Consider the following 23,227-nt stretch of genomic DNA (forward strand, 5'->3'; position numbering starts at 1 on the left):
TCGCCTAGGCGACTTTCTTTTCACCGGAGAGTAACGAGGAATCCATGAAGGTTCTTGTAGCTGTCAAACGCGTTGTGGATTACAACGTGAAAGTTCGCGTCAAGGCGGACAATTCCGGCGTCGACCTCGCCAACGTCAAGATGTCGATGAACCCGTTCTGCGAAATTGCAGTGGAAGAAGCCGTACGCCTGAAAGAAAAAGGTGTTGCGACTGAAATCGTCGTCGTCTCCGTTGGCCCGTCCACCGCTCAAGAGCAACTGCGCACCGCGCTGGCTCTGGGTGCCGACCGCGCCATCCTCGTCGAATCCGCTGAAGATCTGACCTCCCTGGCCGTTGCCAAGCTGCTCAAGGCTGTTGTCGACAAGGAACAGCCTCAGCTGGTGATCCTTGGCAAACAAGCCATCGACAGCGACAACAACCAGACTGGCCAGATGCTCGCTGCACTGAGCGGCTACGGTCAGGGCACGTTCGCGTCCAAAGTCGAAATCAGCGGCGACAGCGTTGCCGTGACTCGCGAAGTCGACGGCGGCGCACAGACGGTTTCCCTGAAACTGCCGGCCATCGTCACCACCGACCTGCGTTTGAACGAGCCGCGCTACGCGTCCCTGCCAAACATCATGAAAGCCAAGAAGAAGCCTCTCGAAGTGCTGACTCCGGACGCTTTGGGCGTTTCCACCGCCTCCACCAACAAGACCGTTAAAGTCGAAGCGCCGGCTGCACGCAGCGCAGGCATCAAGGTCAAGTCGGTGGCTGAACTGGTCGAGAAACTGAAAAACGAAGCGAAGGTAATCTAAATGACTATCTTGGTTATTGCTGAACACGACAACAAAGTAGTGGCCCCGGCCACACTGAACACTGTGGCTGCTGCCGTCAAAATCGGCGGTGATATCCACGTTCTGGTTGCCGGTCAGGGCGCTGGCGCCGTGGCTGAAGCCGCTGCGAAAATCGCTGGCGTGGCTAAAGTGCTGGTGGCCGACAACGCCGCCTACGCTCACCAGTTGCCGGAAAACGTAGCGCCTTTGGTAGCAGAGCTGGGCAAGGGTTACAGCCACATCCTGGCTGCCGCCACTTCCAACGGCAAAAACATCCTGCCGCGCGTTGCTGCCCAGCTGGACGTCGACCAGATCTCCGAGATCATCTCGGTAGAAAGCGCCGATACCTTCAAGCGCCCGATCTACGCGGGTAACGCCATCGCTACCGTTCAGTCTAACGCTTCGGTGAAAGTCATCACCGTGCGTGCTACCGGTTTCGACCCGGTGGCTGCTGAAGGTGGTTCGGCATCGGTTGAAGCCGTTGCTGCTGCTCACGACGCTGGCATTTCCAGCTTCGTCGGCGAAGAGCTGGCCAAGTCCGATCGTCCGGAACTGACCGCTGCCAAGATCGTCGTTTCCGGCGGGCGCGGCATGCAGAATGGCGACAACTTCAAACACCTGTACGCCCTGGCCGACAAGCTGGGCGCTGCCGTCGGTGCTTCCCGTGCCGCGGTCGACGCAGGTTTCGTACCCAACGACATGCAGGTCGGTCAGACCGGCAAGATCGTTGCTCCACAGCTGTACATCGCGGTCGGTATTTCCGGCGCGATCCAGCACCTGGCCGGCATGAAAGACTCCAAAGTGATCGTTGCGATCAACAAGGACGAAGAAGCGCCGATCTTCCAGGTGGCCGATTATGGCCTGGTGGCGGATCTGTTCGAAGCGATCCCTGAGCTGGAGAAGCTGGTCTAATCCAGCGGCTTCACTTATAAAGAGCCCGACCTTTTGGTCGGGCTTTTTTTTTGCTTTTCCTGTACGCGCTGGTACGCGTTGGTACGCGTTGGTACGCGCTGGTAGGAGCTGGTAGGAGCTGTCGAGTGAAACGAGGCTGCGATCTTTTGATCTTTCGCTTGGGACTCAAGTGGACCTGAAAAGATCGCAGCCTCGTTTCACTCGACAGCTCCTACACAGCTCCTGCACAGTTCCTACAGGGGATATAACCGGTTTTAGGGGAGTGTATTGCCATGGATCTGCGCCGCGTATGTGGCTGGTCAATGCTGATGGGGCTGACGATGTTTCCGGTGCTGTCTGTTGCCGCGGGCAAGTGTGAACGCCTGATAGTCACCGGCAGTCCGGATGCGCCGCCGTACCTGTGGCAAGACCCGCAGCACCCCAAACACCTGATCGGCGCCAGTGCCGATCTGTTGCAGCAGGTGGCGGGGGAGTTGGGGATCAAGGTCGAACTGCTGTACGCCGGCAAACGCGCCCAGGCCCTCGACGAGGTGCGCAGCGGGCGCATGGACATGCTGGCCGATGCGCCGTTGACCGTCAGTGGACTGGAATCCCTGGATTACATTCATCCGCCGTTGCTGGAAAATGATTACCTGGTCTGGACCCGAAAAGACTCGGCCCTGGTCTACAACGAAGCACAGGACCTGCACGGTCATCCCGGTGCTTTATCGCAAAAGGCTCGTTTGACCCCGGCATTCGGCACCTTCGCCGAGCAGCAATTGACCCTCACGCGCACGCCCAGCCTGACCCAGGGCTTTCAGAAGTTGCTGTTGGGCGAGGTCGAGTTTGTCCTCGCCGGCCGCTACTCGGGCATGGCCGCCGTACAGGCACTCAGCATGGCCAACGACCTGGTCGCGCGACCCCGGCCGGTCGACAAACCCGGTCTATTCCTCGCGGTCTCCCATAACTCCGCCTGCAACGATCCGTGGTTACGCGGACAGCTGGCTAAAAAGATGACAGAATTGGCCGCGTCCGGACTGACGGAAGCCGCATTGCAGCGCAATGTCGAGCGCTGGAAGCTGCAGCAGCAACGACCCGCCAGTACCCCAAAACAGTAGGGATTTTTAGTGAGTATTCGACCTCTTTCCGCTGCCCTGGCCGTTCTGGCTCTGGCGGGTTGTGCAGCCGATCCGGCGCCGAATGAACAAATACGCCTGACCGAACAGGCGCTTGTACAAGCAAAAGCTGTGGGTGCCACCGCCGACGACGTGCCGGAGTTGAAACTGGCCGAAGAAAAATTCAGCCGTGCCCAGGGTGACATGGCCGATCAGTCCTATAAACATGCGCGCATGCGGGCCGAACAGGCCGAGCTGGACGCGCGTCTGGCCGAAGCCCGGGTCCTGACCCGCAAGAGTGAAGAACAGTTGAACGTGCTCAATACCCGCATCACCCGCTTGCGCAAGCAGCTGGGAGATGCCCAATGAGCCTCAAGCGCAAAGTAATCGGCGGTTTGCTCCTGGCAGGCTGCGCCAGCCTCCATGGCTGTGCTGGCCAGCACAGCGAGGCCGCGCTGCAGCAGGCCGGCGTTGATTTCCAGAAGGTCAAGGAAGACGCCAACGTGCTGCGGATCGCGCCCAAGGATGTGATTCGCGCCGGTGAATCCCTGGCCCGCGCCGATCGTCTGTCCAGCTACTGGGGCAGCGGATCCGACGTGCAGCATTACGCTTATCTGAGCCAGCGCTACAGCGAAATCGCCCGTGAACACGCCAACCAGGTGCTCAACGAAGAGCGCGCGGCGAAGCTCGAACTGGAGCGTCAGCGCCTGCAACTGGCCCTGCGCGAATCCAAATTGCTCAGCGTGCAACAGCAGGGCAAATGGCTTGAAGAACAGATTCTCGCGCTGGCCACCACCCAGACCGACCGTGGCCTGGTGATGACGCTGGGCGATGTGCTGTTCGATACCGGCGAAGCGGAGTTGAAAAGTTCGGCCAACCGCGTGGTGTTGAAGATCGTGCAGTTTCTGCAGCTCAACCCCAAGCGCGTCGTGCGCATCGAAGGCTACGCCGACAGTACCGGCGGCAAGCAGGAAAACCTCAAACTGTCCCGCGACCGTGCGCAATCGGTGGCGAACGTGCTGATGGACCTGGGCATCGACGACAAACGCATCCAGGTCGAAGGCTACGGCGATGAATACCCGGTGGACGTCAATGCCTCGGAACGGGGGCGCGCGCAGAACCGTCGGGTGGAAATTGTGTTCTCCGATGAAAAAGGCCAGCTCGGCGCTGCTCGCTAATCAGCAATCCCTACACCTGCTCCTACAACCCGGCCTGCCTGGCAGCGCCGGGTTTTTTTACGCCTGCCAACTGCCATACAAAGCAGTACAGATTTTGCTGACACTGCACTGTACTGTCGACTATTGTGGCAACTGTCCCCGTACACTTCTAAACTGTTCCGGTATTGTTTCACACAAGAATAAAATGCCCGTGAAATCGAGTGCTGCGTCATGACCAATCTCTTGCTTTACCAACGTATTGCTCAACAACTGGCCGAAGACATCCGCCGGGGTGTCTATCAACCGGGGGAGCGCGTGCCTTCGGTACGCAAGATGAGCTCGCAGCTCAACGTCAGCCATGCGACGGTGTTGCAGGCCTACGCCAATCTCGAGGATCAGGGGCTGATTCGTGCCCGGCCGCAATCGGGCTACTACGTGCACCAGACCCCCGCGCTGACCGCGCCGACGCCGGACATCGCCAGGGTCGAGCGTCCCGGCCTGGTCACCCGCAGTAGCATCATTCAGCAAGTGCTGGTCGAATCCCGCCGCGAGGGGGTGTTCCCCTTGGGCGCGGCAGTACCGAGTGTCGATTATCTACCGGTCAGGGCGCTGCATCAGCAATTGGCCAAAGTCACCCGTTTCCATAGTCCGCGGGCCTTCAGCTACATGTTCAGCCCCGGTTTCGAACCCTTGCGACGCCAAGTGGCGATTCGCATGCGCGATGCCGGCGTGGTGGTCGATCCCTCGGAAGTGGTCATCACCCACGGCTGCGTCGATGCCTTGCAGATGTCCCTGCGTGTCCTGACCCGGCCGGGCGACTTGATCGCCGCCGAGTCGCCGACCTACTACGGTTTGCTGCAGCTGGCTGACCTGCTGGGCCTCAAGGTCATCGAAATTCCCAGCGATCCGGCGACCGGCATGAGCCTTGAAGCCCTGCAACTGGCGGCCAACCAGTGGTCGATCAAGGCGCTGGTGCTGACCACTCGTCTGAGCAATCCGCTGGGCGGCACCATGCCCGAAGAGCGACAGAAGCAACTGCTGCGCCTGGCCTCGGATTTCGATATCCAGGTTGTCGAAGACGATATCTACGGCGAACTGATGTTCGAGCAGGGCCGCACCAAATCGCTCAAGGCCTACGACCGGCTGGATCGGGTGATCTATTGCTCGAGCTTCTCCAAGACCCTGTCGCCGGGCGTGCGGATTGGCTGGATGATTGCCGGCAAGTACCAACAGGAAATCCAGCGCTTGCAGACCTTCAGTACCCATTCGGCCTGCAGCGTCACGCAGATGGGCATTGCAGCGTATCTGGAAAACGGTGGTTACGACCGGCATTTGCGTTACATCCGCCAGGAGTACCGCAAGAACCTCAGCGCGTTCCAGCTGGCGGTGCAACAGCATTTTCCGGAAGGCACGCAGATGACCCGGCCGACCGGCGGCTTCATTCTGTGGGTCAGTCTGCCGGGAAGGGTCAACACTCAGGAACTGCATGTGCGCGCACTGCAGCAGGGCATCAGCATCGCGCCGGGGCTGATCTTCAGTAACACCGAACAGTTCAATCACTGCATTCGGCTGAACTGCGGCATCCCCTGGAACCGGGAAGCCGAGCGTGCATTGATGACCCTGGGCATGCTTGCCACCCAGCTCTGTCAGGAAACGGCCGGCGGTTTTTGACCGACCGGGCAGGCCGTGCTTGTCTTGTTGCGTGCAACAGGCGAGCATATGGCTCTTGCCGTTTGCGTCGTTGGGTCCATGAAAGCGATTGTCCCCGCTGTATGGCTATCGATATGCCTGCTGATGACCTTTCAGGCAGAAGGCCTCATGGCAGCTCCCGTCCAGGAAAAACCGGCAGCCAACGCCACCTCGAAACAACCGGCACCGGCCAGGAAAGCCGCACCGGTCAAAAAGACAGCGGCCAAGGTAAAAAAACGCGCGCCAATTGCTTCCAAGTCCAAACAGGCCAGTGAAGTGGTGAAGACCAAACTTCCTTCGGCCCATCTGGATTTGAGCCTGCCCGAGGACATGGCCGAGGAATTTAAACCGATCGGTTCGGTACCCTTGCCACGGCGCGATCCGGTATTGCCGCAAATGTTCGGTGACAAGGCCGGCAGCACGCCGTTCCAGCTCAACGGAAGGCTGATCAGTAACGAAATGCAGTTGCAACTGCGTAACGAAGAGCGTCGGGAAGTCGAAGGCGCTGCGCTGGAATTCGAGTTCAAGCGGTAATTGCCGTCCATCTGTGACCTGTTGTCCAGACACTTTGTCGGAGACTGGTCAGTCACGTTCGTTTGAGCGAAAAAACCTGGGTCCAGGCAATTTAAAACGACTGTTTTAAAGGTTACCCTGTGTCTCGTCTTCAACCCATCGCCCGTCGCGAGGAGCTCGTCGTCATGAAATGCCGTGAAGGCTGTGGCGCCTGTTGCATTGCCCCTTCCATCAGTTCACCGATTCCCGGCATGCCCAATGGCAAGGCCGCCGGAGAACGTTGCGTACAACTTTCTACAGAAAACCTGTGCAGTATTTTCGGTGATCCGGAACGTCCTGCCGTGTGTTCAGCATTTGCAGCCGATGTCGAAGTCTGCGGAAGCAGCAGTGAGGAAGCGATCACATTGCTGGGTTGGTGGGAGCAAATGACGGCGGCGTGATGGGTTCAACGAACGGAACTTCAACAATAAGGAATAAGATTATGGGTTCGCTGCATCGTATGGCTGTGCTCTGTGGTTTGACGGCTGTTCTGGGCACTTCGGTCGCCCAGGCCGAAGACTGGAAAGTCGCCAAGAACGAAGACGGTATCAAGGTCTCCCTGAGTGAAGTGCCAGGCTCCGACTACAAGGCCTACCAGGGTGTCACCCTGATGAAGACCACCCTGGCCAAACTGCGCGCGTTGCAGGAAGACGTGCCAGGCGCTTGCGCCTGGATTCACGAATGCAAGACCCAGAAGTTGCTCAAGCACGAAGGCGATCAGAGCTGGACCTACACCCAGTTCAATACGCCTTGGCCGGTCACCGCGCGTGACTCGGTGCTGCATGTCACCACCGTCGAGGGCGCCGATGGCAGCCTGACCCGCAAGCTCGAAGGCGTACCGAAGTACCTGCCCGAAGAAAAAGGCTTTGTTCGGGTCACCAAGGTCGACGGTTTCTGGAAGTTCGTGCCCAAGGGCGACCAGATCGAAGTGACTTATCAGGTGCACACAGAGCCGGGCGGCAGCATCCCTTCGATGGTGGCCAACAAGTTTGTGGTCGATGCGCCGTTCAATACCCTGAAGGCCTTGAAGGAACGCGCCGAGAAGTGATTGCTCCGCTCTTTTGATCCCTGACATCGCCATCGCTGTAGGAGCTGGCTTGCCAGCGAAGGCGTCCGATCAGACGATATATATGTCGACTGTCCCACCGCATTCGCTGGCAAGCCAGCTCCTACAGCGAAGGCGTCCGTTCAGCGATAAATAGGCGACTGACCCATCGCATTCGCTGGCAAGCCAGCTCCTACAGGGGGCAGGGTGTTTATTTTGTTTCCAGATATACGTTGCACGAAATTTTCACAAAGCCTCCAAGACAATTCGCTCGCGCCGCGCATACCGGGCAGTAATCAATGGCAATGCCGCGGACGATCGTGCAACATTTGCGCTCCGCGCAAGCCCCGGGGCCGAGAACCTGGCCAACAGAGGGCAAGGCGCCGCTGTATTTTTGCAACTTCAACTTCCAATGGGTCCTAAAACGACATGGCAAACCCGGACGCCCTGAGTCAGCAGCGAGCTTCTAGTCGCCTGCTGCAACCGACCGTCAAATCGCATCTGGCCTACACGCTGCTGTGTGCCCTGGTCATGATGGTCATGTTCACCCTGCTGCGCGTCGCGCTGCTGGTCTACAACCGCGAGATGATGCTCGACACACCGGCCTCGACCTTTTTCGAAGCGTTCACCAACGGTCTGCGTTTCGACCTGCGACTGGTGGTCTACTTCAGCGTTCCGCTGGTGCTGGCACTGTTCAGCGCCCGGGCCATGGCCGCCCGCGGGTTCTTCCGTCTCTGGCTGACTGTCGTCTCGAGCATTGCCTTGTTCCTCGGCCTGATGGAGATGGACTTCTACCGCGAGTTCCACCAGCGCCTCAACGGCCTGGTCTTCCAGTACATCAAGGAAGACCCGAAAACCGTGACCAGCATGCTCTGGTACGGTTTCCCCGTGGTTCGCTACCTGCTGGCCTGGGTCGTGGGCACCGTGATCCTGACCCTGGCGTTCAAGGGCGCCGACCGCGCCACCCGTCCCCGCGGTCCCTTCAGCGGCGGCAGCGTCTCCACGCGCCAGATCGCCCCGTGGTATTCGCGCATCGCGGTGTTCGTGGTCTGCCTGCTGGTCTGCGTCGTCGCAGCCCGTGGCACCCTGCGTCAGGGCCCGCCGATGCGTTGGGGTGACGTCTACACCACCGACTCCAATTTCGCCAACCAGCTGGGCCTCAACGGTACATTGTCGCTGATCGCCGCGGCCAAGAGCCGGATGTCCGAAGACCGCGACAACATCTGGAAAGCCACGCTGCCACAGGCGCAAGCTCAGCAAATCGTGCGTGACATGCTAGTGATGCCGGACGAAAAACTGGTGGATGCCGAGACCGCCGCCGTGCGTCGCGATTACACGCCGCCCGCCGACAAGACCCTGCCGATCAAGAACGTCGTAGTGATCCTGATGGAAAGCATGGCGGGTCACTCGGTTGGCGCGTTGGGTGCCCCAGGCAATATCACGCCATACCTCGACAAGCTGTCGAAGGAAGGCCTGCTGTTCGACCGCTTCTTCTCCAACGGCACCCATACCCACCAGGGTATGTTCGCCACCATGGCCTGCTTCCCGAACCTGCCGGGCTTCGAATACCTGATGCAAACGCCTGAGGGCAGCCACAAGCTGTCCGGCTTGCCGCAATTGCTCAGCGCCCGTGACTACGACGACGTGTACGTCTACAACGGTGACTTCGCCTGGGATAACCAGTCGGGTTTCTTCAGTAACCAGGGCATGACCAACTTCATTGGTCGTAACGACTTCGTCAATCCGGTGTTCTCCGATCCGACCTGGGGCGTGTCCGACCAGGACATGTTCGACCGTGGTCTGGTCGAGCTCAAGGCGCGGGAAAATGGCAAGCCGTTCTATGCACTGCTGCAAACCTTGTCCAACCACACGCCATACGCCTTGCCGACCCCTTTGCCGGTCGAGCGCGTCACCGATCGCGGTAGCCTGAACGAGCATTTGACCGCCATGCGCTACTCGGACTGGGCGCTGGGCCAGTTCTTTGAAAAGGCCCGCAAGGAGCCGTACTTCAAGGAGACCCTGTTTGTCGTCGTGGGCGACCACGGGTTTGGCAACGAGCGCCAGATCACCGAAATGGACCTGGGCCGCTTCAACGTGCCGATGCTATTCATCGCACCCGGTATCCAGGAAAAGTTCGGCCAGCGTGACCACACCGTGGGCACCCAGATCGACATCGTGCCGACCATCATGGGCCGGATCGGTGGCGAAGTGCGCCACCAGTGCTGGGGACGCGACCTGCTCAACCTTCCCGAAGGCGATACCGGTTTCGGTGTGATCAAGCCGTCGGGCAGCGAACAGACCACGGCCATCATCACGGCCGACCAGATTCTGGTCCTGCCGAAGGATAAGGACATGGCGCCGAAGATGTACCGGTATGAATTCGGCGCTACGCCGCGCGCCGAGGTCATTGCGGATGCGCCGCGAACGGCAGAGCTGAAACTCAAGCTCGAAGCGTTCCTGCAAACCGCCACCAAGAGCCTGATCGACAACACTGCGGGTGTAATTGACGGCAAGCCTGACTAAGTGTTCAGGCAATAAAGCAGGGACCCTATTGGGCTAGTGCCGATGGTCCAGGTTTCCTGCTTGACCTTCCATCGTAAAAAAGATCCGGTGTCTGTACTGACATCGGATTTTTTTTGCCCCTCGTACAGGCTGCGCCCCGCTCTAAAATACTGGATCAGCGAGAAGCTCAAGGGTGGTACCTGTCAACTCTGACAGTAGACAGCCTAATGGTTTGAGGATTTCATGAAGGCGCTTGTGGTACTGGGTCCAACGATTGAAAACGGACTGTATTTCAAGGATGAATGCCCCTCTGTTCCTGTCTCTATGGCTTCATGCCATGTCGTGGTCATGCAGTGGAACCGTATTGGAAGGCATTCCAATCGAAACACCGGGGTCGGCTTTGGCTCTTTGTTGCCTGCCGCTTCGGTTCAGGTGGTTCACCGCAGGACACTGAATCAGCAGACGTGTCCGAAAGGTTGAATGGCTTGGCTGATGAGTGAGGCTTTCTTCATGGATAAGTCTGTCGGTGCGCTTCGTTTGCTGTGGCTCGCATGTCTGGTGGCGCTGGGCGCGATCATCGCTTTGGTGGTTTTCACCAGAACATCAGAGTCATCTCCCTTACCTCGGTCATGTACGGCGCCCGCCTATGAAAAGGGTAAGCTTTATAAGCAGGGGGAGCAGGTTCAGCATGTCGACCGGCTATTCGAATGCTGGAAAGATGACGAGGCACCGCTTGGCGTCGGCAGTTGGCAGTGGTGCCAGCTACCGATCTATGAGCCATTTCTTTCCAATGGGCCTTGGAAAGATGCATGGAAGGAACTCGGCGAATGCGGTGGATTCGAGGGCAATCGCCTGACGTTGGATTTCTCCACGCTCAGCGGCAAAGCGCCCTTGAAGCCGGCCGTGCCCGGTGTCGCTCGCGCCGACCAGATGGTCACCGGAGTCCTGCGTTGCAAGGCCGAAGAGATTGCGATCAGCGCGAAGGCCAACGAAACGTTCCACCTCGATAATCTGAAAGCTTGTGACTATCAACTGGTGATGAATACCGCTGATGGGTACAGCCCGCTGAACACCCCACGTATTATCTCGTTCAAGGAGGCGCAGGGGGAGGAGCAAGCCGTGGCGGTCAAATATCGGCCGCCGGTGGAAGTGAGCAAGCTCAGCGGTTTACCCGGGATAAAAATCGAGCTGTTTGCCCAGGGGCTTATTCAGCCCCGGCAGATGGCGATGGGCAAGAACGTATTATATGTCGGCTCCAGCGCTATTCCTTCATACGTCTATGACGGAAAAATCGGCGACATGATCTACGCACTGCCTCTGGATGACACAGGTAAACCGACAGGTATCCATGTGGTTGCCAGTGGCCTGGAGGAGCCTCACGGCGTGGCGTATCGCGACGGTGATCTGTATTACTCGACCACGGGTGGTCTGTATCGCTTGCGTAATGCCGACGCAAACTACCAGGATCCAGAACCCGAGCTGGTTTTCAACTTTCCAGCGGACGACAAGCTGTTTCCCTTGCCTTCGCAGGCGTCGGGGTCGAGCACTCGCGTCTGGCACATGAAACACCCCTTGCGTTTCAATCCGCTCGATCCGTCAGACAAGTGGATTTATACGGCAGTAGGCATTCCCTGCAACCTGTGCATGATTCCTCCCGACAAGCGTTATGGGACGGTCTTGCGTTATTCCCTGGAAACAGGAGAGTCCGAGATTCTGGCCACGGGGGTGCGTAACTCTGTGGGTTTCGACTGGAATCCCCAGGACGGCAAGATATGGTTCAGTGACAACAATCGCCAAGGCTACCCCAACCCGGACGAAGTCAACTGGATCAGCAAGCCCGGGTCGCATTTCGGCGTGCCTTATCGATTTGGTAAAGACACGCCCGGATTCACCGAAGAGGAGTATCTGAATCCAGGCGTGATCCAGCCACCGCTGGTGCCTGGTGCCATTGTGTCCGACAAGTCGCTTGAGCAGATCAATCCAGCTGATTACGTGTCAGCGGCTTTTGCCTCGGGAACCAACACTGCGCCGCTGGGCGTCAAGTTCTGGTCTGGCTACCCCGGCGCGGCGCCGGGTACCCAGCGTTTGCTTGTCGCAGTGCATGGTGCGGGCTCCACCGCGCGCCCCGGCATGGATATACAAATGCTGACCATTCAGGGCGGTACGCAAGTCGTCAACCAGATCCCGTTGATCAATGGGTTTGTGCAAGACCCGGATCGATTCGATGTCTATTGCCTGGATAACTCGTGCATCGGACGTCCCGTCGAGTTTCTTGAACTGGCAGATGGCAGTCTGTTGATCAGCGACGACGTTGCCGGGGTCATTTATCGCGTGCGCTATGACGCAACCGGGTTGCCGCCGACCCGGTTGGAATTGCGCCCGATGTTGCCGCCAAACGGCCTGGAAAACGAGATGATCAGCGGTTACCTGATTGACCCCGACGGCAATAGCCGGCTGGTGCAAGTGTCATGGCACTACGCAGACAATGCGGCAAGAATAATTCTCGATGGGCTTAAGTATGGTCAGTATCAGTTGCGGCTCAACGACGTAAAAAACTGGATTCCTCAGGTACGTAATTCACTCATCACCCTCTCGGAAACTACCAAGAGTCAGACCATCATCCTGAGTTACCGGGAGCGGCCGATCAAGCTTGAGGTCAAGGTCAAGATTCAGGCGCCGGCCAAACCTGCTTCTGTCACCGATGCTCAATGGCGCATCAGCCTGGTCAGCGAGTCTCAAATCAATGCTGAGCCACGAGTCATTGAAGTTCCATGGGGTGCAAGTACGACACAAACCCTCGACTATGGCAGTTACAAGGTTATCTACCCGTTTTACTCGAAGGAAAAACCGCAGCCGGAACTGGAATCGGTAGTGATTGATGAGGCCAGTGAGGACCGGCAGCTACCATCCATGGCCTATCAACATGTCGAAAAGCTGGGCGAGAAGGTCTTGGCTGAATCCTGTACTAAATGCCACGCGGTCGAGCGCTTCGACAGTTTGCGCATGGCCTTGGCCTGGAACGTGGCGGGCCAGGATGCGCTGGTCAAATTCATCGAGACCATGGCGGTGTCAGGGCACTGTGACACCACCTGTGCGACCGAAGTCAGCAAGCACTTGATAAACGTCGTCTGGAAACCCTATCTGGATCAGGCCGAATCCCATGGCGCACGCCAAATGCGATTGTTGACGCCAAGTGAGTATGCCGCCAGCGTCAGGGACATCCTGGGTGTAGAGATCAACGCCGAAAAATTGCCAGCTGACAAATCGGAAAAAGACTTCAAGTACCCCGGGGAGGCGGACAAGGGCGTTCTGCAGGCAGAAGACGTCAAACTGTTTTACGACATGGCATTGTCGGTGGCAGACAGCGTTCCGTCGGCACGCTTGAGTGCGCTGGCAACCTCCCGCGCAGGAACTGACCTGGTTACCTCGTTGGGCTATCAGTTGTTCCGTCGACCTGTGTCCGACGCCGAGCGTTTGCGTTATCAGAAACTGTTCGATGAGCAGGGGGCGCCTGCTTTGATCGCCGCTCTTTTGCTATCGCCGCATTTTCTCTATCGCTCGGAGTTGGGGGTGCAGACAACGCCTGAAGGCAAGGTGTATCAGTTGACACCGTTCGAGGTAGCCACTGCGCTCTCTTTCGGATTCCTGGGGACTACTCCGGATGTTGAACTGTTGGCCAAGGCGCAGCGCAACGAACTGCAGACCTCACAACAGATCTCGGCCGAGATTGAGCGAATGATGAAAACGGATCGCGGTATCGAGCAATTCAACCGTTTCGTCAGCTACTACGTCAAGACGGTCCGCGGTGTCCAGGAAAAGCCGGGGTTGAGTAAGGATATGGTTGAACTCATGGCTCAAGAGCAGTATCTGCTGAGCAAAAACCTGCTCCTGAGTGGAGGAACGCTGAGTCAGTTGTTCAACCCCGGTTATACCTATCTGAACCAGGACCTGGCCACGCACTACGCAATCAAAGGGGTCACGGGCAGCACGATGCAAAAGGTAGCGGTAGATGAAACACGGGGAGGCTTGTTGCATCTGGGGCTGACCCAGGCCGCCACATCGGATTACGTGAGCACCTCATTGGTCAAGCGTGGAATCATGATTCGCGAGCAAATGTTCTGCCGCGAGTTTGGTGCACCCCTGGAAGCCGACCCTACGGACCCTGTTTATCCGCCTCGTGCGGTGACCACCCGTGAACACTGGGACCTGGTAAACGGCGAGCAGGCTTCAGGGGGGCGGTGCTGGCAATGCCATCAATACATGAATGACACCGGGTCATCGATGGAACATTACGACGCAGCCGGTCGCTTCCGAACCGAGGAAAAAGCCTACAACTTTGGCCAGTACCCGCAGATGTTGCCGATCAAGGCTTCCGGTCCGTTTATCAGTACGACCGGAACCGAGCAAATCAATGACGTCCGGGATATCGCAAAAATTGTTCCACGCAATCCAGCGTCACAATTTTGCATGGCCGACAGCTACTTCCGATTTGTGTTTGGCAACAAATCGGATGTATCGACCTCGGGGACCGTGAAGGCGATTGCCGATGGTTTGAACGCCTCAGGCTCCCTGGCAGAGATGCTGCAAAACCTGGGTACTTCCAAAGCATTCATCTACAAGACCGAAAGGAATTGATCATGGGCATTTTGAAAAGTCGTCGGCGTTTTCTGGCGGGCCTGGCTGCGGCGGGTGTCTATGGTCCCCTGACCCAATTCGGATTGGCGCGCATGGCATTGGCGGGGCAAGCTCAGGAAGCCCGGCTAAAGGTAGTGTTTGTTGTAGTCCCCGACGGCCTTGCGGTGGACTCCTACACCGGTGGTGGTTTTGGTGACGGGCGTGGATTGTGGCACCCCACTGCGTCGCAAATGGATACCACGGCATTTACTTTGAACGAAGTCAGCTCGGAATTGGCCGCCTACCGCAGCCAATCGTTGTACTTGCGCGGAATCATTCTGGGGCCGGGAAATGTGGGCCATGACGGCTGGAACTGGGTATTGCGTGACAATGCAAAGACTCAATCGTCAATCGACATCGTGCTGGGGCAAGCGATTCCGGGCGCTGAACCGTCGCACCGCAGCCTTTTTTCCGGTCCCCATGCCGGGATCGACGGGACGCCCTGGTTTGTATCGTTTCAGGGCGCTGCGATTCGCACGCCCTATCGCGACCCCAGGCTGATGGCTGAATCGTTGTTCAAGGCACCCGCTCAAAGGTCAAGCCCCCTGCAACCTGGTGCTGGTAGTTTGCTGGAGACGGCCCTGGTGGATATTCAGGAAATCAAAGGCAAGCTATCAGGCGCCGAGCGACAAAAGCTTGATACCCATCTTGACTCGGTGGAGCAGGTTATCAAGGATCTTGAGGACGCACGGCCCCCCGTGGGTGAGTGCAAGCCGGTGGAACTGCAGCCTCTGGATTATCAGTCCGCACTGCACCGCAACCGCATTCAGGCCGATCATCATCAAGTGGTGGCAACCGCCTTGAGTTGTGGGATTACCCGTGTGGCCACGATACAGATCGGGCGCTCGGCGGAGTCGCTCAATATCATTGATGTCAGTCCCGACAGTAACCCCCACGAGTGTGCTCATCGTCGCTCAGGGGAAGCATTCTGGAAGGGAACGCGCCAATGGTACGTTCGGCAGGTCAAGTTGCTTATGGACGAATTGGCTCGGTATCAGGATCCGCACGTACCCGGCGACAATCTGCTTCAACATACCCTCGTCGTCCTTACCAGCGAAATGGCCGATGGAGCCCCTGAACACATGGTCGATATGCCCATGGTGCTGATGGGGGGGGCGAGCGGATTGCTCAAAAGCGGAGAAGGTGCAGGACGGTATTTCAATATCACGCAGCAGGCAGATCGTCAGCACCATTCAGGGAATCCGGTGATTGGCAAGAGCTTCGTCGACATGCAACGGATATGGGCCACGATTGCCAGAGCAGTCGGAACGAGTGTGCCTTACGGAGGTAATATCGAGCCGGTCAAGGGGATTTTCAGCAACGTATGAGGGGCGCTTTGCCACTGTGGGCGTGCGTGCAGTCGTTTCTAAGCAGCGCTCATAACAACAATGCCAGTCAGCATGACTGACTGGCATTGGTTTTTTGCAGGTTATTTGCCTGGTAAAGCCTTTATATCTTGCCCAGCAACAGCAGGATCAACAGCACTACCAACACCACGCCGATGATACCCGACGGGCCATACCCCCAACTTCTGGAGTGTGGGAAGACCGGTAAGCCACCTACCAGCAGGAGGATCAGGATAATGATCAGAATTGTGCCCATGTTTATTTCCTTGTTGGAAGTGTTCTGGAACTACCTGGCGTTTAATGGTCCGCCGTGATCCTATAAAACCAGGCTGCTTACAAAATCCGACTGCTACTCATGAAAGAAAATTCCATGTTTTTTTAATGCTTTTCGAAGAAAGGCTTATTTCCTTTGTTGTAGTTAACGTCGTTGTTTCTGAATGGGCGCGCTTTGTTTACGCCATTCAGCAATCTGATGGAGCGTGGGTCGGGCAATGTCCTTCGCTACACTCGACACATCTTCCCCGGAACAACAAGGCTGTTTGCTATGCAAAATCGCATGATGATCACTGGCGCGGGCTCAGGCCTGGGTCGCGAAATCGCGCTGCGCTGGGCGCGTGAAGGCTGGCAACTGGCCTTGTCGGATGTCAGCGAGCCCGGTCTGCAAGAAACCCTGAAACAGGTTCGCGAAGCCGGCGGCGAGGGCTTCATCCAGCGTTGTGATGTGCGTGACTACAGCCAGCTCACCGCCTTCGCCCAAGCCTGCGAAGAGAAACTGGGGGGCATCGATGTCATCGTCAACAACGCCGGCGTTGCTTCCGGCGGGTTCTTCAACGAGCTGTCCCTGGAGGACTGGGACTGGCAGATCGCAATCAACCTGATGGGGGTGGTCAAGGGCTGCAAGGCCTTCCTGCCGCTGCTGGAAAAAAGCCAAGGCAAGATCATCAACATTGCGTCGATGGCCGCACTGATGCAAGGCCCGGCCATGAGCAACTACAACGTCGCCAAGGCGGGCGTGGTGGCCTTGTCCGAAAGCCTGCTGATCGAACTGGCGCAGCAGGAAGTCGGCGTGCATGTGGTCTGCCCGTCATTCTTCCAGACCAACCTGCTCGACTCCTTCCGCGGCCCGACGCCGGCCATGAAGGCCCAGGTCGGTAAATTGCTGGAAAGCTCGCCGATCAGCGCTGCCGACATTGCCGACTACATCTATCAACAGGTCGGCGCCGGCGAATTCATGATTCTGCCCCATGAACAGGGCCGTCTGGCCTGGGCGCTCAAGCAGAAGAACCCTCAACTGCTCTACGACGAAATGACCATCATGGCCGACAAGATGCGCGCCAAGGCCAGGCAAACCGCAGGCTGAACTTGCCCCGGGGCATCACCGTCGCTAGGGTGGCCGCAACCGGCCATCCTCACGAGACGTCTGCATGCTTAATTACCTGTGGTTTTTCCTCGCCGCGCTGTTTGAAATCGCTGGCTGCTTCGCCTTCTGGATGTGGCTACGTCAGGGCAAGAGTGCCTGGTGGGTAGTGCCGGCGTTGCTCAGCCTGACAGTGTTTGCGCTGCTGCTGACCCGTATCGAAGCGACCTATGCCGGTCGCGCCTATGCCGCTTACGGGGGTATCTACATCATTGCGTCGATTGGCTGGCTGGCGGTGGTCGAGCGGATTCGTCCGTTGGGCTCGGACTGGGTCGGCGTCGCGCTGTGCGTGGTCGGTGCGAGTGTCATCCTGTTCGGGCCGCGCTTTTACGCATCCTGACAGACCGGTCCTACAGCGCCGGTGATTTGTCAGTTCTTTCCTACGCCGGCTTACTTCTTGCGCTGTAGGGAAGGACTGATTTGCCGCTGTCGCATTGAACACCCGCCATGGGCCGGGCATCTTCAGGGCCAACTAATCCTGAAGGACGAATACCATGCTTGTACTCAGTCGCGTTGTGGGCGAATTGATCTCTATCGGTGATGACATTTCCGTGCGCATTGTGGCCATCAACGGCGGCACGGTGCGCTTCGGCATTGAAGCGCCACGAAACGTCACCGTGCACCGGTCCGAGATCTATGAACGCATCCAGCGCAATCTGCCGAAAAAAGACAAAGCGCGCTGAAGGTTTCAGTCAAACAGATGCTTGGGCACGTCGTGCTTGAGCATCAACTGGCATTGCTCGCTTTCCGGGTCGAAGACAATCAGCGCCTGACCCTTGGTCAAGGCCTGGCGAACACGCAGTACGCGGGTTTCGAGCGGCGTGTCATCACCGTTGTCGGTGCCGTCACGGGTCACGAAATCCTCGATCAGGCGGGTCAGGGTGTCGACTTCAAGTTGGTCATGGGGTATCAGCATGGGCACCTCGGCTAAACAATGGCGCGATGCTACGGCGAATGATCGATTGCAGCTAGCCTGCGGCTCATCTGTTGCCTGATCTACCGCCATCGCGGGCAAGCCCGCTCCCACAGGTTTCGCGTCAATCACAATATCCCGGATCGACACAAAACCTGTGGGAGCGTGGCTTGCCCGCGAAGGCGTCAAACCAGGCGATGAAAAACCAGGGGTCAGCTCTCCGACCGCTGCCCCACCAGGCTATCCACCGACGGCACCCGGGTATCGCTTTCCATTTGCGTGTCATGTTCGATCTGATGACTGAACCTGTCCAGCGACCCTTTCGCAGGCTGGGCATCGCTGGCGAATACCGGCGGGCTGAGGATATAGGCGCCCAGCAAACGACTGAGCGCGGCGAGGCTGTCGATGTGGGTGCGTTCGTAGCCGTGGGTGGCGTCGCAACCAAAGGCGAGCAGGGCGGTGCGAATGTCATGGCCGGCGGTCACTGCCGAGTGCGCATCGCTGAAGTAATAACGGAACAGGTCGCGGCGCACCGGCAATTCATTGTCACTGGCCAGCCGCAGCAAGTGGCGCGACAGGTGATAGTCATAAGGCCCGCCGGAATCCTGCATCGCCACGCTCACGGCGTGTTCGCTGGAATGCTGGCCCGGCGCGACCGGCGCGATGTCGATGCCGACGAATTCGCTGACATCCCAGGGTAACGCTGCCGCCGCGCCGCTGCCGGTTTCCTCGGTGATGGTGAACAGCGGATGACAGTCGATCATCAGCTCTTCGCCGCTGTCGACGATGGCTTTCAGCGCTGCCAGCAGTGCAGCAACACCGGCCTTGTCGTCGAGGTGACGGGCGCTGATGTGGCCACTTTCAGTGAACTCCGGCAACGGGTCGAAGGCGACGAAATCACCGACGCTGATTCCCAGGGAGTCGCAATCGGCACGGGTCGCGCAATAAGCGTCCAGACGCAATTCGATGTGATCCCAGCTGATCGGCATTTCATCCACGGCGGTATTGAAGGCGTGCCCGGAAGCCATCAGCGGCAACACGCTGCCGCGGATCACACCGTTATCGGTAAACAGGCTGACCCGGCTGCCTTCGGCAAAACGGCTGGACCAGCAACCGACCGGGGCCAGGGTCAGGCGGCCGTTGTCCTTGATCGCGCGAACCGCCGCGCCGATGGTGTCCAGGTGCGCGGATACCGCCCGGTCCGGACTGTTCTTCCTACCCTTGAGGGTGGCACGGATGGTCCCGCGACGGGTCATTTCAAAGGGAATGCCAAGTTCTTCAAGGCGTTCGGCGACGTAGCGCACGATGGTGTCGGTGAACCCGGTCGGGCTGGGAATGGCGAGCATTTCCAGCAGGACTTTTTGCAGGTAGTTGAGGTCCGGTTCGGGGATTTTGTTGGTCATGGAAACTCCTGATGAGTAACGAACATCGATGGTTTCGATGAAGGGAAAGAATTTTGGTTGCCTGAACCGACGCCATCGCGGGCAAGCCCGCTCCTACAGGGGAATGCGGTCAACCTGTAGGAGCTGGCTTGCCAGCGAAGGGGCCCTGACAGGCGCTACATAACTAAGAGGCCGCCGGCTGACTATGCGGAAATAACAAATCCACAAACCGCTCCGCCGTCGGCTGCGGTTCATGGTTGGCCAGGCCGGCGCGCTCGTTGGCTTCGATAAACACATACTCCGGCTGATCGGCGGCGGGCACCATCAGGTCGAGTCCGACCATCGGAATATCCAGCGCCCGCGCCGCACGCACCGCCGCATCGACCAGGGTCGGATGCAGGATCGCCGTGACATCCTCAAGAATGCCGCCGGTATGCAGGTTCGCCGTGCGCCGTACGAACAGATGCTCGCCGGCCGGCAGAATGCTCTCGTAGTCGTAGCCTGCTGCCTGCAGGGTGCGCTCGGTCTCATGATCCAGCGGGATTTTGCTTTCGCCGCTGGTGGCCGCCTGACGCCGTCGACTCTGGGCTTCGATCAGCGCACCGATGGAATGCTGACCGTCACCCACCACTTCGGCCGGTCGGCGGATAGCGGCGGCGACCACTTCGAAACCGATCACCACGATCCGCAGGTCGAGACCTTCGTGGAAACTTTCCAGCAGCACCCGGCTGTCGAACTGGCGGGCTGACTCGATGGCTTGCTGGACGTCTTCGATGCTCTGCAAATCCACCGCGACCCCTTGACCCTGCTCGCCGTCCAGGGGTTTGACCACCACCCGCTCATGCTCATCGAGAAACGCCAGATTGTCGTCCGCGTTACCCGCGAGCTGTTGCGCCGGCAGATTCAGGCCGGCCTTTTTCAGCGCCTGGTGGGTCAGGCTCTTGTCCTGACACAAGGTCATGCTGATGGCACTGGTCAGATCGCTCAAGGATTCACGGCAACGTACCCGACGACTGCCATGGATCAAGGTGAACAGGCCGGCCTCGGCATCATCGACCTGCACGTCGATGCCGCGCCGGTGCGCTTCCTCGACGATGATCCGCGCATACGGATTGAACTCGGCTTCGGGACCCGGACCGAGGAACAGCGGCTGATTGATGCTGTTCTTGCGCTTGATGGCGAAGGTCGACAGGTTGCGAAAACCCAGCTTGGCGTAAAGGCTTTTCGCCTGGCGGTTGTCGTGCAGCACAGACAGGTCCAGGTAACTCAAGCCGCGGCTCATGAAGTGTTCGATCAAGTGGCGCACCAGTACTTCACCGACGCCCGGTCGCGGACATTGCGGATCGACGGCCAGGCACCAGAGGCTGCTGCCGTTTTCCGGGTCGTTGAACGCCTTGTGATGATCGAGGCCCATGACGCTGCCGATGATCGCGCCGCTGTCCTCATCCTCAGCCAGCCAGAATACCGGGCCGCCCTGGTGACGCGGGGTCAGCAGACTCGGGTCGATCGGCAGCATGCCGCGCAGCTGATACAGCTGATTGATTGCCGACCAGTCCGCATCGCTCTGGGCCCGGCGGATGCGAAAACCGCGAAACACCCGGGTGGACTGCCGGTAATCGCTGAACCACAGACGCAAGGTGTCGGACGGGTCGAGAAACAGTTGTGCCGGCTCCAGTCCCAGCACTTGCTGGGGCGCGGCAACGTAGAGCGCGATGTCGCGTTCGCCCGGCTGCTCATTGAGCAACTCCTGGGCGAGGCTCGCCGGGTCGGCAAAGGTGTGGCCGATCAACAACCGGCCCCAACCGCAATGCACCGCGATCGGCGCCGCGCCCAATTCACTGCCGTCTTCGGCCAGGCGCGCCTGCAAGCGTTCGTAGGAGGGCGCCTGACCGCGCAACAGGCGTTGGCTATAAGCCGAGGCATGGGGTTTCATCGATCAGATTCCTTGTTCACTGAGCCACAGGTTCAGGGCCGCCAATTGCCACAGCTTGGAGCCGCGCAATGGGGTCAACTGCCCTTGTGGATCGGTTAGCAGGCGGTCGAGCATTGCCGGTTTGAACAAGCCGCGATCCTGGCTGGGATCGAGCAGCAATTCACGCACCCAGTTCAGCGTGTCGCCCTGCAAGTGCTTCAGACCGGGGACCGGGAAGTAACCTTTTTTGCGGTCGATCACTTCACTCGGAATCACCAGCCGCGCTGCTTCCTTCAAGACTTGCTTGCCGCCGTCCGGCAGTTTGAATTTACCCGGCACCCGCGCCGACAATTCCACCAGGCGATAGTCGAGAAACGGCGTGCGCGCCTCCAGGCCCCAGGCCATGGTCATGTTGTCGACGCGTTTGACCGGGTCGTCCACCAGCATCACCGTGCTGTCCAGGCGCAAGGCCTTGTCCACTGCCGCATCGGCACCGGGCTGGGCGAAATGTTCTTTGACGAAGTCACCCGCGGCGTCATTGGCGGTCAGCCATTTCGGCTGCACGGTGGCGGCGTAGTCGTCGTAGCTGCGGTCGAAAAACGCATCGCGGTAGGCGGCGTATGGATCGGCGGCGCCGTCGACTTGCGGGTACCAGTGGTAACCGGCAAACAGTTCGTCCGCGCCCTGGCCGCTCTGCACCACCTTGCAGTGCTTGGCCACTTCCCGGGACAACAGATAGAAGGCGATGCAGTCATGGCTGACCATCGGCTCGCTCATGGCGCGGAACGCCGCGGGCAGTTGCTCGATGATTTCTTTTTCGTCGATGCGCAGTTGGTGGTGCTGGGTGTTGTAGTGCTTGGCGATCAGGTCCGAATACTGGAACTCGTCGCCACGCTCGCCGCCGGCATCCTGGAAACCGATGGAAAAGGTCGACAGGTTTTCCACCCCGACTTCACGTAACAGGCCGACCAGCATGCTCGAATCGACACCGCCGGACAGCAGCACGCCGACATCGACCGCGGCCCGTTGACGGATCGCCACCGCGTCGCGGGTGCTGTCGAGCACCCGGTCGCGCCAGTCTTCGAGGGTCAGGTTCATCTCGTCGGCGTGTGGGCCATAGGGCAGGGTCCACCAGGTTTTCTGCTCGGTGGTACCATCCGCTTCGATGCGCATCCAGGTCGCCGGTGGCAGTTTTTCGATGCCCGCCAGCAAGGTGCGCGGCGCCGGGACCACGGCGTGGAAATTCAGATAATGGTTAAGTGCCACCGGATCGAGGATCGGGTTGATGTCGCCGCCCTTGAGCAACGCCGGCAGGGACGAGGCAAAGCGCAAGCGCTGGCCGGTGCGCGACAGGTACAGCGGCTTCACGCCCAGACGGTCGCGGGCGATGAACAGGCGTTTGGCGTCGCGCTCCCAGATGGCGAAGGCGAACATGCCATTGAGCTTGGGCAGCAGCGCTTCGCCCCAGGCGTGATAGCCCTTGAGCAGCACTTCGGTGTCACCGCCGGAATAGAAGGCGTAGCCCAGGCTTTCCAGCTCGGTGCGCAGTTCCGGGTAGTTGTAGATGGCGCCATTGAAGGCCAGGGACAAGCCCAGTTGGTTGTCGACCATCGGCTGCGCCGAGCCGTCCGACAGGTCCATGATTTTCAGGCGACGATGGCCCAGGGCAATCGGCCCTTGAGCCTGGAAGCCCCATGCGTCAGGGCCGCGAGGGGCCAAGTGATGGGTGATTCGTTCAACGGCTGCAAGGTCCGCAGGTTGATGATCAAAGCGTAACTCGCCAGCTAATCCGCACATAAAGTCCTTACCGGTTTTTCCGT

General features: G+C 58.9%; 20 protein-coding genes. 15 read left to right on the forward strand and 5 right to left on the reverse strand.

Annotation, left to right across the window (positions count from 1 at the left end):
* Positions 1-44 precede the first annotated feature (44 nt).
* From ACA062_RS06810 to ACA062_RS06865, 12 genes are all read left to right on the forward strand, one after another.
* Entirely contained in the window at positions 45-794 is a 750-nt protein-coding gene (locus tag ACA062_RS06810) for an electron transfer flavoprotein subunit beta/FixA family protein (RefSeq protein WP_007945693.1), read from the forward strand.
* A complete protein-coding gene (locus tag ACA062_RS06815) occupies positions 795-1,724 on the forward strand; it encodes an electron transfer flavoprotein subunit alpha/FixB family protein (RefSeq protein ID WP_497455728.1) in 930 nt (309 codons plus the stop codon).
* A 272-nt stretch (positions 1,725-1,996) separates the two neighbouring features.
* On the forward strand, positions 1,997-2,821 hold the full coding sequence (locus ACA062_RS06820) for a substrate-binding periplasmic protein (RefSeq protein ID WP_497455729.1): 825 nt from the start codon (positions 1,997-1,999) through the stop codon (positions 2,819-2,821).
* A gap of 9 nt (positions 2,822-2,830) precedes the next feature.
* Positions 2,831-3,187, forward strand: a complete 357-nt coding sequence (locus tag ACA062_RS06825) for a DUF4398 domain-containing protein (protein ID WP_497455730.1) — start codon at positions 2,831-2,833, stop codon at positions 3,185-3,187.
* The gene (locus tag ACA062_RS06830; RefSeq protein ID WP_497455731.1) at positions 3,184-3,996 is read left to right on the forward strand and encodes an OmpA family protein; all 813 of its coding nucleotides are present in this window, start codon (positions 3,184-3,186) and stop codon (positions 3,994-3,996) included. The genes ACA062_RS06825 and ACA062_RS06830 overlap by 4 nt, the downstream gene beginning before the upstream one ends.
* A gap of 210 nt (positions 3,997-4,206) precedes the next feature.
* Entirely contained in the window at positions 4,207-5,646 is a 1,440-nt protein-coding gene (locus tag ACA062_RS06835; protein ID WP_497455732.1) for an aminotransferase-like domain-containing protein, read from the forward strand.
* A 78-nt stretch (positions 5,647-5,724) separates the two neighbouring features.
* Positions 5,725-6,198 carry a translation initiation factor 2 gene (locus ACA062_RS06840; RefSeq protein WP_497455733.1) on the forward strand — a complete coding sequence of 158 codons (474 nt, stop codon included), beginning with the start codon at positions 5,725-5,727 and terminating at the stop codon, positions 6,196-6,198.
* Between the two features lie 164 nt (positions 6,199-6,362).
* Positions 6,363-6,617: a YkgJ family cysteine cluster protein gene (locus tag ACA062_RS06845; protein WP_497455734.1), complete on the forward strand. Its 255-nt coding sequence runs from the start codon at positions 6,363-6,365 to the stop codon at positions 6,615-6,617.
* Positions 6,618-6,658: 41 nt separating this feature from the next.
* Entirely contained in the window at positions 6,659-7,264 is a 606-nt protein-coding gene (locus tag ACA062_RS06850) for an START domain-containing protein (protein WP_497455735.1), read from the forward strand.
* Between the two features lie 426 nt (positions 7,265-7,690).
* Entirely contained in the window at positions 7,691-9,784 is a 2,094-nt protein-coding gene (locus ACA062_RS06855) for an LTA synthase family protein (protein ID WP_497455736.1), read from the forward strand.
* Between the two features lie 471 nt (positions 9,785-10,255).
* The gene (locus ACA062_RS06860; RefSeq protein WP_497455737.1) at positions 10,256-14,398 is read left to right on the forward strand and encodes a DUF1592 domain-containing protein; all 4,143 of its coding nucleotides are present in this window, start codon (positions 10,256-10,258) and stop codon (positions 14,396-14,398) included.
* Between the two features lie 2 nt (positions 14,399-14,400).
* Positions 14,401-15,765 carry a DUF1552 domain-containing protein gene (locus ACA062_RS06865; RefSeq protein ID WP_497455738.1) on the forward strand — a complete coding sequence of 455 codons (1,365 nt, stop codon included), beginning with the start codon at positions 14,401-14,403 and terminating at the stop codon, positions 15,763-15,765.
* A 121-nt stretch (positions 15,766-15,886) separates the two neighbouring features.
* Here ACA062_RS06865 and ACA062_RS06870 read toward each other — a convergent pair whose 3' ends face one another.
* Entirely contained in the window at positions 15,887-16,045 is a 159-nt protein-coding gene (locus ACA062_RS06870; protein WP_178084746.1) for a DUF3309 family protein, read from the reverse strand.
* A gap of 282 nt (positions 16,046-16,327) precedes the next feature.
* Here ACA062_RS06870 and ACA062_RS06875 point away from each other — a divergent pair, with 282 nt between their 5' ends.
* The 3 genes from ACA062_RS06875 (at position 16,328) to csrA (ending at position 17,883) form a co-directional block, all read left to right on the forward strand.
* Positions 16,328-17,143 (forward strand): SDR family oxidoreductase, encoded by an 816-nt coding sequence (locus ACA062_RS06875; RefSeq protein WP_497455739.1) that lies wholly within the window; start codon positions 16,328-16,330, stop codon positions 17,141-17,143.
* A 64-nt stretch (positions 17,144-17,207) separates the two neighbouring features.
* Positions 17,208-17,540, forward strand: a complete 333-nt coding sequence (locus tag ACA062_RS06880) for a YnfA family protein (RefSeq protein ID WP_497455740.1) — start codon at positions 17,208-17,210, stop codon at positions 17,538-17,540.
* A gap of 154 nt (positions 17,541-17,694) precedes the next feature.
* Positions 17,695-17,883 carry a carbon storage regulator CsrA gene (gene csrA / locus ACA062_RS06885; RefSeq protein ID WP_497455741.1) on the forward strand — a complete coding sequence of 63 codons (189 nt, stop codon included), beginning with the start codon at positions 17,695-17,697 and terminating at the stop codon, positions 17,881-17,883.
* Positions 17,884-17,888: 5 nt separating this feature from the next.
* Here csrA and ACA062_RS06890 read toward each other — a convergent pair whose 3' ends face one another.
* From ACA062_RS06890 to ACA062_RS06905, 4 genes are all read right to left on the reverse strand, one after another.
* Positions 17,889-18,116, reverse strand: a complete 228-nt coding sequence (locus ACA062_RS06890; protein ID WP_003199186.1) for a YheU family protein — start codon at positions 18,114-18,116, stop codon at positions 17,889-17,891.
* A 209-nt stretch (positions 18,117-18,325) separates the two neighbouring features.
* Positions 18,326-19,516 carry an osmoprotectant NAGGN system M42 family peptidase gene (locus ACA062_RS06895; RefSeq protein ID WP_497455742.1) on the reverse strand — a complete coding sequence of 397 codons (1,191 nt, stop codon included), beginning with the start codon at positions 19,514-19,516 and terminating at the stop codon, positions 18,326-18,328.
* Between the two features lie 163 nt (positions 19,517-19,679).
* Positions 19,680-21,428 (reverse strand): N-acetylglutaminylglutamine synthetase, encoded by a 1,749-nt coding sequence (ngg, locus tag ACA062_RS06900; protein ID WP_497455743.1) that lies wholly within the window; start codon positions 21,426-21,428, stop codon positions 19,680-19,682.
* A gap of 3 nt (positions 21,429-21,431) precedes the next feature.
* Positions 21,432-23,204: an N-acetylglutaminylglutamine amidotransferase gene (locus ACA062_RS06905; protein ID WP_497455744.1), complete on the reverse strand. Its 1,773-nt coding sequence runs from the start codon at positions 23,202-23,204 to the stop codon at positions 21,432-21,434.
* Between the last annotated feature and the right edge of the window lie 23 nt (positions 23,205-23,227).

The sequence above is a fragment of the Pseudomonas sp. LBUM1679 genome, assembly GCF_059695565.1.

Excerpts from the sequence above, each read along its gene's own strand:
- ACA062_RS06810 (WP_007945693.1), top strand. The coding sequence starts at position 45 with ATGAAGGTTCTTGTAGCTGTCAAACGCGTTGTGGATTACAACGTGAAA.
- ACA062_RS06815 (WP_497455728.1), top strand. The coding sequence starts at position 795 with ATGACTATCTTGGTTATTGCTGAACACGACAACAAAGTAGTGGCCCCG.
- ACA062_RS06820 (WP_497455729.1), top strand. The coding sequence starts at position 1,997 with ATGGATCTGCGCCGCGTATGTGGCTGGTCAATGCTGATGGGGCTGACG.
- ACA062_RS06830 (WP_497455731.1), top strand. The coding sequence starts at position 3,184 with ATGAGCCTCAAGCGCAAAGTAATCGGCGGTTTGCTCCTGGCAGGCTGC.
- ACA062_RS06835 (WP_497455732.1), top strand. The coding sequence starts at position 4,207 with ATGACCAATCTCTTGCTTTACCAACGTATTGCTCAACAACTGGCCGAA.
- ACA062_RS06840 (WP_497455733.1), top strand. The coding sequence starts at position 5,725 with ATGAAAGCGATTGTCCCCGCTGTATGGCTATCGATATGCCTGCTGATG.
- ACA062_RS06845 (WP_497455734.1), top strand. The coding sequence starts at position 6,363 with ATGAAATGCCGTGAAGGCTGTGGCGCCTGTTGCATTGCCCCTTCCATC.
- ACA062_RS06850 (WP_497455735.1), top strand. The coding sequence starts at position 6,659 with ATGGGTTCGCTGCATCGTATGGCTGTGCTCTGTGGTTTGACGGCTGTT.
- ACA062_RS06855 (WP_497455736.1), top strand. The coding sequence starts at position 7,691 with ATGGCAAACCCGGACGCCCTGAGTCAGCAGCGAGCTTCTAGTCGCCTG.
- ACA062_RS06860 (WP_497455737.1), top strand. The coding sequence starts at position 10,256 with ATGAGTGAGGCTTTCTTCATGGATAAGTCTGTCGGTGCGCTTCGTTTG.
- ACA062_RS06865 (WP_497455738.1), top strand. The coding sequence starts at position 14,401 with ATGGGCATTTTGAAAAGTCGTCGGCGTTTTCTGGCGGGCCTGGCTGCG.
- ACA062_RS06875 (WP_497455739.1), top strand. The coding sequence starts at position 16,328 with ATGCAAAATCGCATGATGATCACTGGCGCGGGCTCAGGCCTGGGTCGC.
- ACA062_RS06880 (WP_497455740.1), top strand. The coding sequence starts at position 17,208 with ATGCTTAATTACCTGTGGTTTTTCCTCGCCGCGCTGTTTGAAATCGCT.
- csrA (WP_497455741.1), top strand. The coding sequence starts at position 17,695 with ATGCTTGTACTCAGTCGCGTTGTGGGCGAATTGATCTCTATCGGTGAT.
- ACA062_RS06890 (WP_003199186.1), bottom strand. The coding sequence starts at position 18,116 with ATGCTGATACCCCATGACCAACTTGAAGTCGACACCCTGACCCGCCTG.
- ACA062_RS06895 (WP_497455742.1), bottom strand. The coding sequence starts at position 19,516 with ATGACCAACAAAATCCCCGAACCGGACCTCAACTACCTGCAAAAAGTC.
- ngg (WP_497455743.1), bottom strand. The coding sequence starts at position 21,428 with ATGAAACCCCATGCCTCGGCTTATAGCCAACGCCTGTTGCGCGGTCAG.
- ACA062_RS06905 (WP_497455744.1), bottom strand. The coding sequence starts at position 23,204 with ATGTGCGGATTAGCTGGCGAGTTACGCTTTGATCATCAACCTGCGGAC.